Origin of the sequence: Streptomyces sp. NPDC021115, from assembly GCF_044333065.1 — a bacterium.
Lineage (GTDB): Bacteria > Actinomycetota > Actinomycetes > Streptomycetales > Streptomycetaceae > Streptomyces.
In genome coordinates this window covers 228,900-246,415 of the sequence record NZ_JBIRQF010000001.1, presented here as the reverse complement: position 1 = coordinate 246,415, position 17,516 = coordinate 228,900, and the positions used below count along the sequence as shown (strand labels likewise).

At 72.1% G+C, this 17,516-nt stretch carries 11 protein-coding genes; 8 read left to right on the top strand and 3 right to left on the bottom strand.

Annotation, left to right across the window (positions count from 1 at the left end):
* The first annotated feature begins 124 nt into the window (after positions 1-124).
* From ACH4TL_RS01085 to ACH4TL_RS01060, 6 genes are all read left to right on the top strand, one after another.
* Positions 125-2,008, top strand: coding sequence for a peptide ABC transporter substrate-binding protein (locus ACH4TL_RS01085; protein WP_398322298.1), 1,884 nt, complete (start codon positions 125-127; stop codon positions 2,006-2,008).
* Positions 2,008-2,958 carry an ABC transporter permease gene (locus tag ACH4TL_RS01080; protein WP_398322885.1) on the top strand — a complete coding sequence of 317 codons (951 nt, stop codon included), beginning with the start codon at positions 2,008-2,010 and terminating at the stop codon, positions 2,956-2,958. The genes ACH4TL_RS01085 and ACH4TL_RS01080 overlap by 1 nt, the downstream gene beginning before the upstream one ends.
* A 14-nt stretch (positions 2,959-2,972) precedes the next feature.
* Entirely contained in the window at positions 2,973-3,863 is an 891-nt protein-coding gene (locus tag ACH4TL_RS01075) for an ABC transporter permease (RefSeq protein ID WP_398322887.1), read from the top strand.
* Positions 3,863-5,944 carry a dipeptide ABC transporter ATP-binding protein gene (locus tag ACH4TL_RS01070; RefSeq protein WP_398322301.1) on the top strand — a complete coding sequence of 694 codons (2,082 nt, stop codon included), beginning with the start codon at positions 3,863-3,865 and terminating at the stop codon, positions 5,942-5,944. The genes ACH4TL_RS01075 and ACH4TL_RS01070 overlap by 1 nt, the downstream gene beginning before the upstream one ends.
* A 93-nt stretch (positions 5,945-6,037) precedes the next feature.
* Positions 6,038-8,149 carry a phosphocholine-specific phospholipase C gene (locus ACH4TL_RS01065; protein WP_398322304.1) on the top strand — a complete coding sequence of 704 codons (2,112 nt, stop codon included), beginning with the start codon at positions 6,038-6,040 and terminating at the stop codon, positions 8,147-8,149.
* Positions 8,150-8,344: 195 nt separating this feature from the next.
* A complete protein-coding gene (locus tag ACH4TL_RS01060; RefSeq protein WP_398322308.1) occupies positions 8,345-10,570 on the top strand; it encodes an MMPL family transporter in 2,226 nt (741 codons plus the stop codon).
* A gap of 19 nt (positions 10,571-10,589) precedes the next feature.
* On the opposite strand, the gene ACH4TL_RS01055 is transcribed toward ACH4TL_RS01060, so the two are convergent.
* The 3 genes from ACH4TL_RS01055 to ACH4TL_RS01045 all read right to left on the bottom strand — a co-directional run bounded on the left by ACH4TL_RS01055 (position 10,590) and on the right by ACH4TL_RS01045 (position 13,119).
* A complete protein-coding gene (locus ACH4TL_RS01055) occupies positions 10,590-10,754 on the bottom strand; it encodes a DUF6191 domain-containing protein (RefSeq protein WP_398322311.1) in 165 nt (54 codons plus the stop codon).
* Between the two features lie 73 nt (positions 10,755-10,827).
* On the bottom strand, positions 10,828-12,003 hold the full coding sequence (locus tag ACH4TL_RS01050) for a PQQ-dependent sugar dehydrogenase (protein ID WP_398322316.1): 1,176 nt from the start codon (positions 12,001-12,003) through the stop codon (positions 10,828-10,830).
* 117 nt (positions 12,004-12,120) lie between these two features.
* Positions 12,121-13,119 carry an aldo/keto reductase gene (locus tag ACH4TL_RS01045; protein ID WP_398322320.1) on the bottom strand — a complete coding sequence of 333 codons (999 nt, stop codon included), beginning with the start codon at positions 13,117-13,119 and terminating at the stop codon, positions 12,121-12,123.
* 73 nt (positions 13,120-13,192) lie between these two features.
* Between ACH4TL_RS01045 and ACH4TL_RS01040 the strand changes: the two genes are divergently transcribed.
* Entirely contained in the window at positions 13,193-14,197 is a 1,005-nt protein-coding gene (locus tag ACH4TL_RS01040) for a 2-hydroxyacid dehydrogenase (protein ID WP_398322324.1), read from the top strand.
* A 341-nt stretch (positions 14,198-14,538) separates the two neighbouring features.
* Positions 14,539-17,463 carry a putative bifunctional diguanylate cyclase/phosphodiesterase gene (locus tag ACH4TL_RS01035; protein ID WP_398322329.1) on the top strand — a complete coding sequence of 975 codons (2,925 nt, stop codon included), beginning with the start codon at positions 14,539-14,541 and terminating at the stop codon, positions 17,461-17,463.
* Positions 17,464-17,516: the final 53 nt, after the last annotated feature.

Here is a 17,516-nt window from a genome sequence, read left to right as displayed (position 1 = left end):
CGCTTCCGGTCGGTCCGCGGTCACCTTATGCGTTGGCCGAATGAAGACGATGTCACCACGGGCCTGCCGCCGATACCATCCGTTCGTTCCCGCACCAGACGCAACGTCCGTACGCGGAGGCAGCATGGGTCGGTCCGGAACACGCACAGGCTTACGCGCCCTCCTCGCCGGGCTGCTCGCGGCCCTGCTGACGGGCGGCTGTTCGGTCGGTTCCGGGCGAGTCACGGACGTCGGCGCGACCGGCGGGACCAGGGTCGAGGGCGGTACGGCGACGATGGCGCTGCCGCCGTCCGCGGGGCCCAACTGGATCTTCCCGATCGCCGCCCCCGGCTATCTGGCCTCGTACAACAGCGCGTTGCAGAACCTGCTGTATCCGCCGCTGTACCAGCCGGTGAAGCGGGGCGGGAAGCTCACCATGGACAGCCCGCGCAACCTCGCCGAACCGCCCCGCTACGGCGACGGCAACAGGACCGTGACGGTCACCCTGAAAAGGGGTTTCACCTGGTCCGACGGGACCCCCGTGACCACCGGGGACGTCAAGTTCTGGTTCGACCTGATCAAGGGCGCCAAGAAGGAGTGGGCCGGCTACGCGCCCGGCCTGCTGCCCGACAACATCAAGCGGTTCGAGACCGTCGACGACCACACCTTCCGGCTCCGGTTCGTGCGCGCGTACAACCCCGCCTGGTTCACCGCCAACCAGCTCGGGCTGAACGTCGTCCCGCTGCCGCGACACGCGTGGAACCCGCGGAACGAAAGCCCCCGGAAGGTCTTCGACCGGCTGCTCCGGCACGCCAAACGGCTGTCGGCCTTCGCCACCGATCCGCTGTGGAAGACCGTCTCCGGGCCCTGGAGGATCGAGCGGTGGAGCACCTCGGGCCGGGTCTCGCTCGTCCCCAACCCGCATTACACCGGCCCGGACAAACCCCATCTCGACCGCGTCGTCTTCAAGCCGTTCACCACCGCCGACTCCGAGTTCAACGTGCTGCGCTCCGGCGGCGTCGACTACGGCTACATCCCGCCCTCGGTCATGGCCCAGGCCGGGCGGTTCAGGGAGCGGGGCTATCGCGTCGACCCCTGGGAGGGCTGGGCGATCACGTACATCGTCCTCAACCTCAACCACCCCACCGCGGGCCCGCTGCTGCGGCAGACCTATCTGCGCCGGGCCCTCCAGTACCTGATCGACCAGCGCTCCATCGCCAGGGTCGTCTGGCACGGCACCGCCGCCCCCACCCGCGGCCCGATCCCGGCCACCCTGCTGGCCCGTGACCCGTACCCGTACGACCCGGCCAGGGCGCGGCGGCTGCTGGCCGCGCACGGCTGGCGCGAGCGGGACGGCACGCTCCGGTGCGTACGCCCCGGGGCGGGTCCTGACGCCTGCGGCAAGGGGGTCGCGGAGGGGCAGCGGCTGCGGCTCTCGCTGCTGTCCCAGTCGGGCTCGCCCGAGACGTCCAACCAGATGCAGGAGATCAAGTCCTCGTACGACCGGGCCGGGATCACCCTCGACATCCGGCAGCAGCCGCTGAACACCGTCCTCGGCACGACCGTCCCCTGCCGGCGGACCGAACCGCTCTGCTCGGCGTGGGAGCTGGGGTTCTTCGGCACGGCAGGCAGCTGGTACTTCCCGCCCGACCCCAGCGGGGAACAGCTCTTCGCCACCGGCGCCCCCTCCAACATGGGCAACTGGTCCGATCCGCGCACCGACGAGCTGATCAGGGCCACCGAGTACTCCGGCGATCCGGCCGCGATGCGGCGCTACGGGGAGTACGTCGCGCGGCAGGTCCCCGTCCTGTGGACCCCCAACCCCGCCTACCAGGTCTCCGCCATCCGCAACGATCTGCGCGGCATCGACCAGAATCCCACCCTCACCCTCGGGCCCCAGGACTGGTACTTCGTCACGAAGGACGGGAAGGACGGGAAGGACGGGAAGGACGGGAAGGACGGGAAGGACGGGAAGGACGGGAAGGACGGGAAGGGCGGGAAGGACGGGAAGGGGGCGGGCCGCGGGTGATCATTCGCTTTCTGATCAAACGGACCGCGCAGGCCGCCGTCGTCCTGCTCCTCGTCTCCGTCATCGTCTTCGTACTGCTGCACCAGCTCCCCGGCGGCCCGGCCCGCGCCATCCTCGGCCCGCAGACCACCCCGCAGGCCGTCGAGCACTTCAACCACCAGCAGGGTTACGACCGCTCGCTGCCCCTCCAGTACGTCCACTACCTGGGCCGCCTGCTCACCGGCGACCTCGGCGAGTCGTACAAGCTCAACCAGACCGTCACCGCCCTGCTGGCCGACCGGCTGCCCAAGACCCTCGTGCTGACCGGGCTGTCGATCGCGTGCGCGGCCGCCCTGGCCGTACCGCTCGGCGTCCTCCAGGCCGTACGCCGCGGCCGGATCGCGGACCACCTCCTCACCGGGGTCGCGTTCCTCGCGTACGCCACGCCGGTCTTCTTCCTCGGCCTGGTCCTCATCCTCGTCTTCAGCCAGCGGCTCCCGCTCTTTCCGGCCGAGGCCCCGCAGGCCGACACGGTCGGCGGCGTCCTGTCCGACCCGCGCGCCCTGGTGCTGCCGGTGGTCACCCTCGCGCTCGGCATCGTCGCCGCCTTCAGCCGCTATACGCGCTCGGCGGTGCTGGACAACCTGGGCGAGGACTACGTCCGCACCGCGCGCGCCAAGGGCCAGTCCAACGCCCGGATCATGGCCCGGCACGTGCTGCGCAACGCGCTCATCCCGCTCGCGAGCCTCCTCGGCCTCTACCTGCCGACGCTGTTCAGCGGCACGCTCGTGGTGGAGTCGATGTTCAACTACCCGGGGATGGGACTGCTGTTCTGGAACGCGGCCCAGGGCTCGGACTTCCCGGTGCTGCTCGGGGTGACCCTCGTCGCCGGCGTCGCCACTGTGCTCGGCTCGCTGATCACCGACATCGCGTACGCCGTCCTCGACCCCCGGATCAGGAGCGTCTCGTGACCGCCGCAGCGACCATGAGTACCGACGGGACGGCGCTCGCCCCGCCCGGTCCGGCCCGCCGCGCGCTGTCCGTCCTCATCCGCGACAAACGGGCCCTGACCGGGGCGGTGGTGCTGCTGGCGCTCATGGCCTTCTGCTTCCTGGGCCCGCTGGTCCACCCCACCGACCAGGTGCACACGGACCTCGGCCGGGCCAACCTCCCACCCGGCAGCGACGGCCATCCGCTCGGCACCACCGACCTCGGCTACGACATGCTGGGCCGCCTGATGACCGGCGGCCGGACGTCCCTGGAGGTCGGCCTCGCGGCGGGGCTGCTGGCCACCCTCATCGGCACCGTGTACGGCGCGGTCGCGGGCTACTTCGGCGGCTGGCTGGACGCCGCGATGATGCGGGTCACGGACGCGGCGCTCGCCATCCCGGCGCTCTTCCTGCTGGTTGTCGTCGCCACGATCGTCACCCCGAGCAAACCCGTGCTGATCCTGATCATCGCTTCCGTCGCCTGGCTGTCCCCGGCCCGCCTCATCCGCGGCGAGGCGCTGGCCCTGCGCGGCCGCGACTACATCCACGCCATGCGGCTCATGGGCGGCGGCGGTGCCCGGGCCGTCTTCCGGCACATCGTGCCGAACGCCATCGGCACGATGATCGTCAACGCCACGTTCCAGATCGCCGACGCGATCCTGTACGTCGCCTATCTGTCGTTCCTCGGCCTGTCCATCCCGCCGCCCGCCGCCGACTGGGGCTCCATGCTCAGCACCGGCATCACGTACACCCAGGTCGGCTACTGGTGGCTGATCTTCCCGCCGGGCCTCGCGATCGTGCTCGTCGTCGCGGCGTTCACCTTCATCGGCGACGGGCTGCGGGACGCCTTCGACGTGCGTCTCCAGAGGGACGGTGGCGAGCGCTGATGACCGAATCCCTGCTGCGCGTGGACGACCTCCACGTCGAGATCCCGGTCCGCGACGGCGACCGCCGCCGCACCGTGCACGCCCTCGACGGGGTGTCCCTGGACCTCGCCCCGGGCGAGGCGCTGGGCCTCGTCGGCGAGTCCGGCTGCGGCAAGACCATGACCGCGCTCAGCGTGCTGGGCCTGCTGCCAGGCGGCGGCCGTATCACCCGCGGTTCCCTCACCTTCGCCGGTTCGGACCTGGCGAACGCCCCCGAACCCGTGCTGCGGGGCGTACGCGGCAACACCATCGGCATGGTCTTCCAGGACCCGCTCACCTCCCTCAACCCCACCATGACCATCGGCGCCCAGGTAGCCGAACCGCTGCTGCTGCACAAGGGCGTGGGGAAGGCGGAGGCGTGGCGGCGGGCCGAGGAGATGCTGCGGCTGGTGGGCCTGCCGAAGCCGGGGGAGCGGCTGCGGAGCCATCCGCACCAGCTCAGCGGCGGGATGCGGCAGCGGGTCGCCATCGCCATGGCCCTGATCTGCGAACCCCGGCTGCTGATCGCCGACGAGCCGACGACGGCGCTCGACGTCACCACGCAGGCCCAGATCCTGGAGCTGATCGACGAGCTGCGGGCGCGGCTGGGCATGGCGCTGATCCTGGTCACCCATGACCTCGGGGTGATCGCCCGACGGGTGGACCGGGCCGTGGTGATGTACGCGGGCCGGACGGTGGAACGGGCCGGTGTCCGCGGCCTGTTCGCGGCCCCGCGCCACCGCTACACCCAGGCGCTCTTCGCCGCCCTCCCGGAGCGCGCCGCCGACGCGTCCCGGCCGCTGGCCACCATCCCGGGCCTGCCGCCGTCGTTGCTGGTCCGCCCGACGGGCTGCCGGTTCGCACCGCGGTGCGGTTTCGCGAGCGAGCGGTGCGCGACGACCGAGCCGCCCATGACCACGGAGCCGCCCCTGACGGCGGCCGGGCCCGGCGGGCACAGCTTCGCCTGCTTCCATCCCGTACCGTCAGGCGTCGACCCCGTCGCCCAGGTGGTGCCGGACGCTCCAATTCCGGTCCCGGCCCGTACGGATGACGTCCTGCTGCGGCTCACCGGCCTGACCAAGGACTATCCGCTGCACGGCGGCCCGTTCGCCCGCCGCGGGGGCGCGGTGGTGAGCGCGGTGGCCGGGGTGTCGCTCACGGTGCGGCGCGGGGAGACGTTCGGGATCGTGGGGGAGTCCGGCTGCGGGAAGTCCACCCTCGGCAGGCTCGTCGTCGGCATGGAGCCCCCGACCGCCGGCACCATCCGCTTCGGCGGGCGCGACCCCGCCGCGCTGGACCGCCGTGCGCGCAAGGCGCACCGCCGCGAGGTGCAGCTGATGTTCCAGGACGCGTACGCCTCGATGGACCCGCGGATGCGGGTGGCGGCGATCCTGCGCGAGCCGCTGGCCATCCAGGGCATCGGGGACCGCGCCGGGCAGCATGCGCGCATCGCGCGGCTGCTGGACGACGTCGGGCTGCCGCACGGTGCGCTGGACCGCTATCCGCACGAGTTCTCCGGCGGCCAGCGCCAGCGGCTCGGGCTGGCCCGGGCGCTCGCGCTCTCACCGTCGCTCGTCGTGGCCGACGAACCGGTCTCCGCGCTGGACGTCTCCGTACAGGCGCAGATCCTCAACCTGATGCGGGAGCTTCAGCGCGAGCGGGGCGTGGCGTATCTGTTCATCTCGCACGACCTCGCCGTGGTCCGGTATCTCGCGGACCGGGTCGGCGTGATGTACCTGGGCAAGCTGGTGGAGACCGGCCCCGCCGCTACCGTGTTCGCCGCGCCACTCCACCCGTACACCCGCGGTCTGCTGGACACGGCACTGCTGGACATCGCCCTGCCGGACGCGGCGGACCGGGCCGGTCCGGGCGTGGGGCCGTCGGCCGCGCCGCTCGGCGGGGAGACGCCGTCGGCCGCCGGTCCGCCGTCCGGCTGCCGGTTCCGCACCCGCTGCCCGTACGCCCGGGACGTCTGCGCGCGCGAGGAGCCGATGCCCGCCGAACCGGCCGCTCCGGGGCACGTGGTGGCCTGCCACTTCCCGCTGACCCCGGATTTCCGCTGATCCCGGCCGCCGTGCCGTAATGTCGCGGACGTTCACCGGCCATCTGCCCTGAATAGCTTCGCGTGCGGACCCATCCGGACAGGGGAGGCACAGGTGGCATCGGACATCACACGCCGGAGGCTGGTCGCACTCGGTGCCGGGGCGACGGGTGCGGCCGCGGCGGGTTCGCTGCTGCCGCCGTCGCTCCAGGCCGCCCTCGCCGCGCAGCCGTCCCCGCCGCCCGGCGGTCTCGACGCCATCGAGCATGTGGTCCTGCTGATGCAGGAGAACCGTTCCTTCGATCACTACTTCGGCACGCTCCGCGGCGTCCGCGGCTACGCCGACCCGGGCGCCGTCACCCTGCCCGGCGGGCAGAGTGTCTTCGCGCAGCCGAAGCCGGGCGGTGGCCATGTCCTGCCGTTCGGGGCGCGCGAGGCGGCCGAGGCGCAGCGCGAGGACCTGCGCTTCATCGGCCAGCTCGACCACTCCTGGGACGGCGGCGCGACGGCGTGGCACGGCGGCTGGATGGACAACTGGATCGCCGCCAAGTCCCCGGCCACCATGGTCCACTTCGACCGTGCGGACATCCCGTTCCACTACGAGCTGGCGGACACCTTCACCATCTGCGACGCGTACCACTCCTCGATCCACTCCTCCACCAGCCCCAACCGCAACTACTGGGTCAGCGGCACCACCGGCCACGAGCCGGGCGGGGACCGCGCGGTCGGCAACGACGCGTACGAGGAGGACAGCCACCCCGGCTACGACTGGACCACCACCCCCGAGGTGCTGGAGCGGGCCGGGGTGAGCTGGCAGGTCTACCAGGAGTGGGACAACTTCCAGGACAACAACATCGAGTTCTACCGTCCGTTCAAGGACGTGGCCCGCAAGGCGCTGGCCGGGCTGGGCTTCACCAGCACGAACGCGTTCTACACCGCCGTGCGCGAGGCGTCCGGCGCCGAGCGGCAGCGGCTGCTCGACGGGCTGGAGGCGGGCCTGGAGAAGCTGACCGCCGACGAACGGCGGCTGTTCGAGCGGGGTCTGCGCCGGGCCCCGGAAGGCGGCTTCGAGGAGGCGTTCCGCGCCGATGTGGCGGCCGGGCGGCTGCCCGCGGTGTCGTACCTGGTGCCGTCCCCGCTGGACTCCGAGCACCCCGACGTCTCCACCCCCGCGCACAGCGCCACCGTGACGTACGCGGTCCTGGACGCGCTCGCCGCCCATCCCGAGGTGTGGCGCAAGACCGCGGTCTTCCTCACCTACGACGAGAACGACGGCTTCTTCGACCACGTCGTGCCGCCGAACCCGCCCGCCGACGTGGCCGATGAGTGGTGGCAGGGGCGGCCGCTGGGGCTGGGGATGCGGGTGCCGATGCTGGTGATCTCGCCCTGGACGGTCGGCGGCTATGTGTGCTCCGAGCTGTTCGACCACACCTCAGCCAACCGCTTCCTGGAGAAGTGGCTGGGCATCGAGGTGCCAGGCGTCTCCGCCTGGCGCCGGACCGTGTGCGGCGACCTGACCGGCGCCTTCGCCTTCGGTGCCGCCGCCGCCCCGCAGCCGCTGCGCGACCCGGGGCCGCCCCCGGCGGACCGTGCGCACTGGACGCCGCGGCCGCCCGCCGACCAGCGGATGCCACGGCAGGAGGAGGGCACGCGTCCGGCCCGCCCGCTGCCGTACCAGCCGGAGGTGTCCGGAGTGTTCGAGCCGCGGGCGGGGGTGATGCGGCTGGCGCTCGCCAACTCCGGGGTGCGCAGCGCGCACGCCATCCTCTTCCCGTACGCGGGGGAGTACGAGGCGCCCCAGCACCGCGACCTGGCGCCGGGGGCCCTGTCCACCTGGGACGTACCGGTGCGGGACGGTGCGTACGACTTCGTCGTCACCGGGCCGAACGGCTTCCGCCGCGAATTCCGGGGCACGGCCGACGGCGCCGCCGCCGGGCTGCGGGTGCGCGGTGGGATCGACGGCCGCCGCCGCCAGCTCACGCTGACCATCACCAACAAGGGCGAGCGCACGATGGAGGTCACCGTGCGGCCGCACGCCTATGTGGCCGACGCGGACGCGCGGCAGCGCACGGTGAGCGTGCGCGCGGGCTCGACGCGGGCCGTGGAGTTCTCGGCGAGGGAGGGCCACGGCTGGTACGACCTGGTGCTGACGGCCGAGGGCGACTCCACCTTCCACCGCCGCCTCACCGGGCACATCGAGAACGGGCGCCCCTCGGTCAGCGGCTGATGCGACCCTGGTCCGGCGCTGGTCCGACGGCTGTCGGAGGCGTGTGCTCCGGATGTGGGGAAGCCCACAAAGGAGACAAAGGATCTTTTCCGGCTGACACAGTGCTTTGGTCACAAGCACATCACGCCGCACTCGGTGCACGGAGCCGTACTCGGTGCACAGAGCCGTACTCGGGGCGCAGACCGGAAAGCAGTCATGGCCGCACTCGCGCGATGGTGTATCAGACGCAGCGCCGTCGTGATCGTGCTCTGGCTGGCCGCCTTCGCGGGGGTCGCCGCCGCGGCGGCCGCGACCGGTTCCGCGTACTCGAACGAATACGACATCCCGGGCACCGGCTCCTCCACGGCCTCACGCCTGCTGGAACAGCGCTTCCCGGACCGGGCAGGGGACACCGACAGCATCGTCTGGCACACCGCCGAGCACGCCGGAACGGTGCGCTCCGCCGACGTCGAGCGGCGGATGACGGTGGCGCTGCGGCGCGTCGCCCATCTGCCCGGCGTCGTCTCCGTCACCGGCCCGTACGGCACCGACGACACCAGCCGCATCAGCGCCGACGAGCACACCGCGTACGCCACCGTCGCCTTCCGCGAATCCGCCGCAGGCTTGGGCAAGGACGAGGTGCGCCGGGTCCTGGACACCGCGCGCTCCGCCGCCGCTCCGGGGCTGGAGATCGAGATGGGCGGCGCGGGCGCCGGGCTCACCGAGACGGCCGCGCCCGCCCACCTCAGCGAGGCCATCGGTGTCGCCGTGGCCGCCGTCGTCCTCTTCCTCGCCTTCGGCTCGCTCGCGGCGACCCTGCTGCCGATCGCCACCGCGCTGATCGGCGTCGGCACCGCGTACGCGGCGATCGGGCTGCTCGGCCACGCCATGACCGTGGCCGACTTCGCGCCCATGCTCGGCATGCTGATCGGGCTAGGCGTCGGCATCGACTACGCGCTGTTCATCGTCACGCGGCACCGCCGGGGCCTCAAACAGGGGCTGCCGGTCGCCGAGGCCGCGCAGCGCGCGGTGACCACCTCGGGCCGCGCGGTGATCTTCGCGGGCGCGACCGTCTGCCTGGCTCTGCTCGGCATGCTGGTGCTGCGGCTGAGCTTCCTGAACGGCGTGGCGGTCGCCGCCGCGCTCACGGTCGCGCTCACCGTCGCCGCCTCCATCACCCTGCTGCCCGCGCTGCTGGGGCTGATCGGGGCGCGGGCGCTGAGCCGCCGCGAACGCAGGCGGCTGGCCGAGCACGGGCCATGGTCCACGGCGGGGCCCGGCCTCGCCACCCGCTGGGCGTCCTTCGTGGAACGCCACCCCAAGGTGCTGGGCGCGGTCGCCGTCGCCGTGATGCTGGCCCTCGCCCTGCCCACCCTCTCGCTCCGGCTCGGCACCTCCGACCAGGGCAACAACCCGGAGACCTCGACCACCCGGAAGGCATACGACCTGCTCGCCGAGGGGTTCGGGCCCGGCTTCAACGGACCGCTGACGCTCATCGGCAGCATCGACGGCGCCGAGGACCGGATGGCCTTCACCCGGCTGACCACCACCCTGCGCACCGCCGAGGGCGTCGCCTCGGTGAGCGCCGCCGATCTCGGCGGCGGGGGCGACACCGGCGTGATCACCGTCGTGCCCACCACCGCCCCGCAGTCGCCGGATACCTCGCGGCTCGTCGAACGACTGCGGACCGAGATCCTGCCGAAGGCCGAGGAGGGCACCTCGCTGCGGGTGTACGTCGGCGGGCTGACCGCCGGGTACGACGACTTCGCGGCGGTGATCGTCTCCAAGCTGCCCCTGTTCGTGGGGGTGGTGGTGGCGTTGGGCTGTGTGCTCTTGCTGCTCGCGTTCCGCAGCATCGGCATCCCGGTCAAGGCGGCGGTCATGAATGTGGCCGCCGTCGCGTCGTCCTTCGGTGTCGTCGTCGCGGTCTTCCAATGGGGCTGGGGGAGCGAACCGCTGGGGCTCGGCCGGGCGGGCCCGATCGAGCCCTTCCTCCCCGTGATCATGGTGTCGGTGCTGTTCGGGCTCTCCATGGACTATCAGGTGTTCCTGGTGAGCCGGATGTACGAGGAGTGGCAGCACACCCGCGACAACCGGCTCGCGGTCCGGGTGGGCCTCGCCGAGACCAGCCGGGTCATCAACTCCGCGGCCATCATCATGATCGCCGTCTTCTCGGCGTTCGTGCTCAGCGGCGACCGGATCATCGCCATGTTCGGCATCGGGCTGGCGGCCGCGGTCGCCCTGGACGCGTTCGTCCTCCGCACGCTGCTGGTCCCCGCCCTGATGCATCTGCTCGGCGGCGCCAACTGGTGGCTGCCGGGCTGGCTGGAGCGGATGCTGCCGCGCATCAGCATCGAGGCGCCGGATCCGGATCCGGACCCGGTGTCCCTGCCAGGGCAACGCGCACCCGAGGCGGACACCGCCCGCGAACCCGTGCCGTAGGCCGCGGCCTACGAGGCCGTCAGCCTTCGCGGGGGCGGATCACCACGTGGCCCGAGTCGAGGTCTATCGGGCCCTTCCCCGGGTCGCTGTCGCCGATGTCCACCAGCGTGAACTCCAGCCGGTTGTGCTCCTCTTCGGTGTGCTTGCGACCGGGCGCGAACAGCTCCTCGATGAGGTTGAACATGGCGACCCCCGTAGGTGTGGGACTGCCGCCAGTGTAAGCAGACCGCCCGAAAAGGGGTCGGACCCGACCACGGTCAGCTGATGTCCAGCCGCAGGATCCGGTCATCCTGCTTGCCCGGGTCGCCCCGCCCGTCCGTGTTGCTCGTGACCACCCACAGCCCGCCGTCCTCCGTGGGGACCACACTGCGCAGCCGCCCGTACTTCCCGGTGAGGAACGCCTGCGGCTCGGCCACCGGCTTGGTCCCCCGCAGCGGGATCCGCCACAGCCGCTCACCGCGCAGCCCCGCCATCCAGATGGAGCCCTTGGCGAACGCGATGCCGCTCGGCGAGGCGTCCTCGGGCTTCCACTGCTCGACCGGATCGACGAACCCCTTCTTCCCGGCCTTGCCCTCCGCCTCCGGCCAGCCGTAGTTCTTGCCCGGCCGGATCAGATTCAGCTCGTCCCAGGTGTCCTGGCCGAATTCCGATGCCCACAGCCGCTTCTGGGCGTCCCAGGCCAGCCCCTGCACATTGCGGTGACCGGGGGAGTAGACGACCGAATCGGCCTGCGGATTGCCGTGCACCGGCTCACCGTCCGGGGTCATCCGCAGGATCTTGCCGCCGAACGAATCCATGTCCTGGGCGAGCCCCCGCTCACCGCTCTCGCCCGTGCCCGCGTAGAGCATCTTGTCCGGGCCGAAGGCGATCCGGCCGCCGTTGTGGATCGCGCCCTTGGGGATGCCCTTGAAGATCGTGTCCGGGGCGCCCAACTGATCGCCCGAGGGGCGCTTGTCGTCGTACACCATCCGCGCGATGCGGTTGTCCGAGTCGGTGGTGAAATACGCGTACACCATGTGGTCCGAGCCGAAGTCGGAGGAGACCGCGAGCCCCAGCAGACCGCCCTCGCCCGCGGGCGAGACGCCGGGCACGGACCCCAGCTCGGTCTGCTTTCCGCTGTCCGCCGAGATCTTGAAGATCTTCCCGGTGTCCCGGGAGGACACCAGCAGATCCCCGCCCGGCAGCGGCGCCACCCCCCAGGGCGATTTCAGCTTGGTGGTGAGCAGGCTCGTCACCTTCGCCGAGCCCTTCTTGGGTGCGGCCGACTCACTGGCCGAGGGCCCTGCCGACGGGGAGCCGTCCTTGGACCCCTCCTTCCCGGGCGCGGACGAACCCGAGCGCTCGAAGGGGGACTGGCCGTCGCCGGTGGAGCAGCCGGTGAGCAGCAGCGCGGCGGTGGCGGCGAGGGCGGGGAAGATGCGAGGACGTCGCACGGTCGGGTTCCTCTCGGTGGGGCGCGTGTGCCGCGGCACGGCACTAATTCTTCTACACCGCAGCTCCGCGTCGGGTTCCCTTGCCGGAACCGGAGCCCACACGCCTCAAAAGCACCTTCAGTCCCACGACCCCCGGGCGGGCGGCAGCGTCGCGATCTCGGCGAGGTCCCCGGCCGTCAGCATCACGTCCACCGCCGCCGCGTTCTCCGTCGCCCAGCGCTCCCGCTTGGTCCCCGGCACCGGCACCACGTGCGGCCCCTGGGCCAGCAGCCACGCCAGCGCCACCTGGGCCGCCGTCACCGACTCCCCGTGCCGCCGCGCGACCCGCCGCAGCCCGGCCACGATGGGCTGGTTCGCCGCCATCATCTCCGCCGTGAAGCGCGGGTGCCGGGCGCGCATGTCCTCCGGCTCGAATCCCTGCCCCGGGGTCAGCGTCCCGCTCAGGAAGCCGTTGCCCAGCGGCATCGCCGCCAGGAAGCCCACCCCGCGCGAGGCGCACCACGGCACCAGCGCCTCCAGCGCCTCGGGTGACCACACCGACAGCTCCGCCTGCACACAGCTCACCGGGAAGACCTGCTGCACCCGCTCCAGCTGCCGCACGGTCGCGTCGTGCATCCGGGCACCGGCCCGCCGCTGGGCCCGCGCCCCCACCGCGCACAGCCCCAGCGCCCGTACCTTGCCCGCCGCGACCAGCTCCGCCATCGCGCCCCAGGTCTCCTCTATCGGCACCTCGGGGTCGGCCCGGTGCAGCTGGTAGAGATCGATCACATCGGTCTGGAGCCGCCGCAGCGAGGCGTCGCAGGCCCGCTTCACATAGCCGGGCCGCCCGTTGGCCACGATGTGCTGTTCACCGACCAGCAGTCCGCACTTGGTGGACACGAAGGCGTCCGCGCGCCGCTCCTTCAGCGCCCGGCCCACCAGCAGTTCATTGGTGAAGGGGCCGTACATGTCGGCGGTGTCGAGCAGGTTCGCGCCCGCGTCGAGCGCGGTGTGCACGGCGCGCAGCGAATGCTCGCCGTTGCGCTGCGAAGCGGTGTATGCCCAGCTCATGGGCATGCATCCGAGGCCGATCGCCCCCACTTCGAGCGCCGCCGCTCCGATTGTCCTGCGCTCCACCTGGACTGACCCCTCCCGTTTCTCGCACCAAACTAACCTCTGCGGAGAGCCTCACTTCGCATAGCCTCCTGGCATGAGTGCAGATCACAGCGATACGTTCCGGCACCACGATTCGTCTCATGCCGCGTCCGGTGACACCGCCCGCCCCCTCGTCTGGCTGCCCATCGCGCCCGAGGAGATCGACGGCCTGCCCGAGGGCCTGGAATACGCCCACTGGGACGGCGGCCCCGACTACCCCACCGACCCCGCCCGCGTCTCCTTCTACTGTGTGCCGTACATGAAGCGCGCCGAGGTGCTGACCCGTCCGCTGGAGGCCATGACGGGGCTGCGGGTGATCCAGACGCTCACCGCGGGCATAGACAGCCTGCTGCCCGCCATGTCACAGGTCGTCCCCGGCGTCCAGCTGTGCAACGCCCGGGGGCTGCACGACGCGAGCACCGCCGAGCTGGCGCTGACCCTGACCCTCGCCTCGCTGCGCGACATCCCCAACTTCGTCCGCGCCCAGGACGCCGGGGAGTGGACCCCCGGCTTCCGTCCGGCGCTCGCCGACAAGTCCGTTCTGATCATCGGGTACGGCTCGATCGGCAGCGCCATCGAGGACCGGCTCGAACCCTTCGAGTGCGAGCGGGTAACGCGCGTCGCGCGCTCCCCGCGTACGACCGAGCGCGGCCCGGTGCACCCGATCGACGCCTTGCCTCAACTGCTTCCGGAGGCCGACGTCGTTGTCCTGGTGACCCCGCTGACCGACCAGACCCGGGGGCTCGTCGGGGCGGACTTCCTGGCGAAGATGAAGGACGGAGCGCTGTTGGTGAATGTCGCACGGGGCGCGGTGGTGGACACCAAGGCGCTCCTCGCCGAAGTGGAGAGCGGACGGCTGCGGGCCGCGCTGGATGTGACCGACCCCGAACCACTGCCCGCCGGGCATCCGCTGTGGCACGCTCCAGGAGTGCTCATCACCCCGCATGTGGGCGGCCCTTCATCGGCCTTCCTGCCCCGCGCCAAGCGGCTGGTACGCGGCCAGCTGCACCGATTCGCCGCGGGCGAGCCGATGGAACATCTCGTGATGACCACGGGGTAGACGAGGGGGCAACATGCCCCTGGCAGTACATACAGGCATCGATTGACTGCACTCCGTATATACATCGCCGTAGTCGGTTACGTTGAGTAGATGGCCTATGTCCCTGCGTGACCAGTCTGGTGTATCGTCCGAGCGGGGGCTGCGCCAATGACCTGACGGCGTCAGCGATGGACCGGAACTCGAGGGGGGCGACGGGCGATGTATGGCCAATGGACCAACGACCCGACGCAGCTCAGGCGTCGACCGCGACTTTTCCGCGCAGCCGCGCGGCTCTCGATGACGAAGCTCATGGGGATATGGCTCGCCGGGCCGCACCCCTTCGCGCGACGGGCGGCAGTGCGGTGAGCGCCACCGGAGCGGTGCTCGCCCGGCCGTCGGTCTCCAGTGGCGCCCGGCTGCTGCCCCAGGTCGTCCTCGCCCTGGTCTGCGGCGGGTACGCGGTGGGTGCGGTGCTCGGCTGGGGATCACCCGAACTGGCCGTCGTCATGGGGGACTTCGGCCTTGCCGCAGCCGCCCTCACCGCCGCGGCCTCCTGTCTGTGGCACGGGCGCAGGGGCTCGGGGCGGATGCGCCCGGCCTGGCTGCTGTTCGCGGCGTCCTCGGCCATGACCGCGCTGGGGAACGGCACCTGGGGCTGGTACGAGGTGGTGCTCGGCCGCCCGGTGCCCACCCCCTCGTTCGCCGATGTCTGCTTCCTGCTCTTCGCGCCGCCCGCGATCGTGGGCATGCTGGTGCTCGCCAAGCGCCCGGAGAACCGGGCCGGATGGATCTGCCTGGGCCTGGACGCCTGGCTGATCGCCGGATCGCTGATGACCCTGTCGTGGAGCCTCGCGCTCGCCCACACCGGGCAGTTCGGCGGGGACGCCGCGAGCGTGGCCCGCAGGGCCTTCTCGGTCGCCTATCCGCTGCTGGACATCGTGCTGGTCAGCATGGTGATCGTGCTGCACTTCCGGCGCCCGACGTCGGCCAGCCGCCCGGCGGTCAACACCGCGATCGGCGCGTTCGCGCTGACCGTGCTGTGTGACGCCCTGTTCACCTCGCCGATGCTGCACGACCACTACCGCTCGGGCCAGATCCTGGACGCGGGCTGGTTCGCCGGGTCGATGCTGCTGGCGTACGCGCCCTGGGTGGCCCGGCGGGACGCCGCCGAGACCCCGCCGCCCACGGCCCGCCGCACCGACCGGAGCCGTCCCACCGCGGGCGCCGTCGCTGCCCTGGCGCCGTATCTCGCCGCCGCCGTGTGCACCCTGGGCATCCTGTTCAACGTGATGGACGGCCGTCCGGTCGACGGGGTGGTGCTCCTCACCGCCTGCGCGGTCGTGCTCGCGCTGCTCGTCCGGCAGGCGATCATGCTGATGGACAACATCGCGCTCACCCAGGAGCTGGCGCAGAAGGAGAACCACTTCCGCTCCCTGGTGCAGAGCTCCAGCGATGTGATCATGATCGCCGCGCCCACCGGCATCCTGCGGTACGTCAGCCCCGCCGCCTCCGGCGTCTACGGGCGGGACGCGGAGGAGCTGAAGGACTCCGAGCTGGCCTCGATGATCCACCCCGAGGACCTGGGCCCGGTGGTCCACGAGGTCCGCCGGTTCCTGGCCGCCTCACCGGGCGAGGTGCCCACCACCCGCATCGAGTGCCGGTTCCGCTCAGGCTCCGGCGACTGGCTCAACGTGGAGTCGACGGTCAGCCGCCATCAGGGCGGCCTGATCTTCAACAGCCGCGATGTCACCGAGCGGGTCCGGCTCCAGGCCCAGCTCCAGCACAGTGCCGAGCACGACCCGCTCACCGACCTGCCCAACCGCGCACTGTTCACCAAGCGGGTCCGGCACGCGGTCGGCGGGCGGCGCCGCACCGACGCGGGCACCGCCGTGCTCTTCATCGACCTCGACGGCTTCAAGGCCGTCAACGACACCGTCGGCCACCAGGCGGGCGACGAGCTGCTGGTCCAGGCCGCCCGCAGGCTCCAGGAGTCCGTGCGGTCCGGCTCCGGCGACTGCGCCGCCCGGCTCGGGGGCGACGAGTTCGCCGCCCTCATCGTGGGCGACGGCACCGAGGACACCAGCACCCGCGAATGCCGCATCCTGGAGATCGCCGACCGGCTGCGGGCCCGGCTCTCCCAGCCCTACCGGGTGGAGGGCGGCACCGAGGTGCGGGTCGCCGCCAGCATCGGCGTCGCCTTCGCCGAGCCCGGCATCAGCCCCGGCGCCCTGATGCGCAACGCCGACCTGGCCATGTACCGGGCCAAGGCCGCCGGGAAGAACCGCGTCGAGCTGTACGCCCCGCAGATGCAGGCCGATGTGTCGCGCCGCGCCGAGGTCGCCACGAGGCTGCGCGCCGCCCTGCACGACGGCGAGTTCGTGCTGCTGCACCAGCCCGTCGTGGAGCTGGCGACCGGCCGGGTCACCGCCGTCGCCGCCCAGCCCCGCTGGCGCTCGGCCCAGGGCATCCTGTTCACCCCGGCCGAGTTCCTGAGGGTCGCCGACAACAACGGGCGCGGCGGCGACCACGGCCGCGCCGGTGAGGAGGGCGCCCGCACCGCCGAGCTGACCCGCTGGACGCTGGAGGCCGCCGTCGAGCAGGCCGCCCAGCGCCGCCGCGACGGCCACATGGTCCCCGTCTGCGTGCGGCTGCCCGCGGGCCGTCTGGTCGACAAGTCGATGCCGCCCAAGGCCGTCGAGACCCTGCTCGCCCGGCACGGCCTGCCGTCCGGTGCGCTGATCCTGGAGCTGACCGACAGCGACCCACGGGTGCCGCTGGACGAACTGGAGCACCGCCTCGGCGCGCTGCGGCGGCTGGGGGTGCGGATCGCGCTCGACGGGTTCGGCAGCGGCTATGCCGCGATCAGGGCGCTGCGCAGGCTCCCCATCGACGTGCTCAAGCTCGATCAGGGGCTGGTCGAGGGGGTGGTGGAGTCGTCCCGGCTGCACAAGATCACCTCGGGGCTGCTGCGGATCGGCGGCGACCTCGGGATGCAGTCCATCGCGGAGGGCGTGGACCTGCCCGAGCAGCTGGTGACCCTGCGCGGCATGGGGTGCACCCACGCCCAGGGCATGGCCTTCAGCGGTCCGCTGGACGAGCACCGGCTGCGCCGGGCGCTCATCCGCGGCGGCTATCCGGTGCCGCGCTCGGACGCCCCGGTGCTGGTCGGCGGCGGGTTGCCGGCGCGGCACGGCGGATACGGCGGGCACGGGCCCCGGCGCCCGGAGGCGCACCACACCCACCCACCGACCCGCTCAAATACTGAGACTCCTGTCCCACCCACTTGACACCTGATACGCGCGGGGGGGAGGGTCGGAGCCATGCGCACCCGAATTCTCGT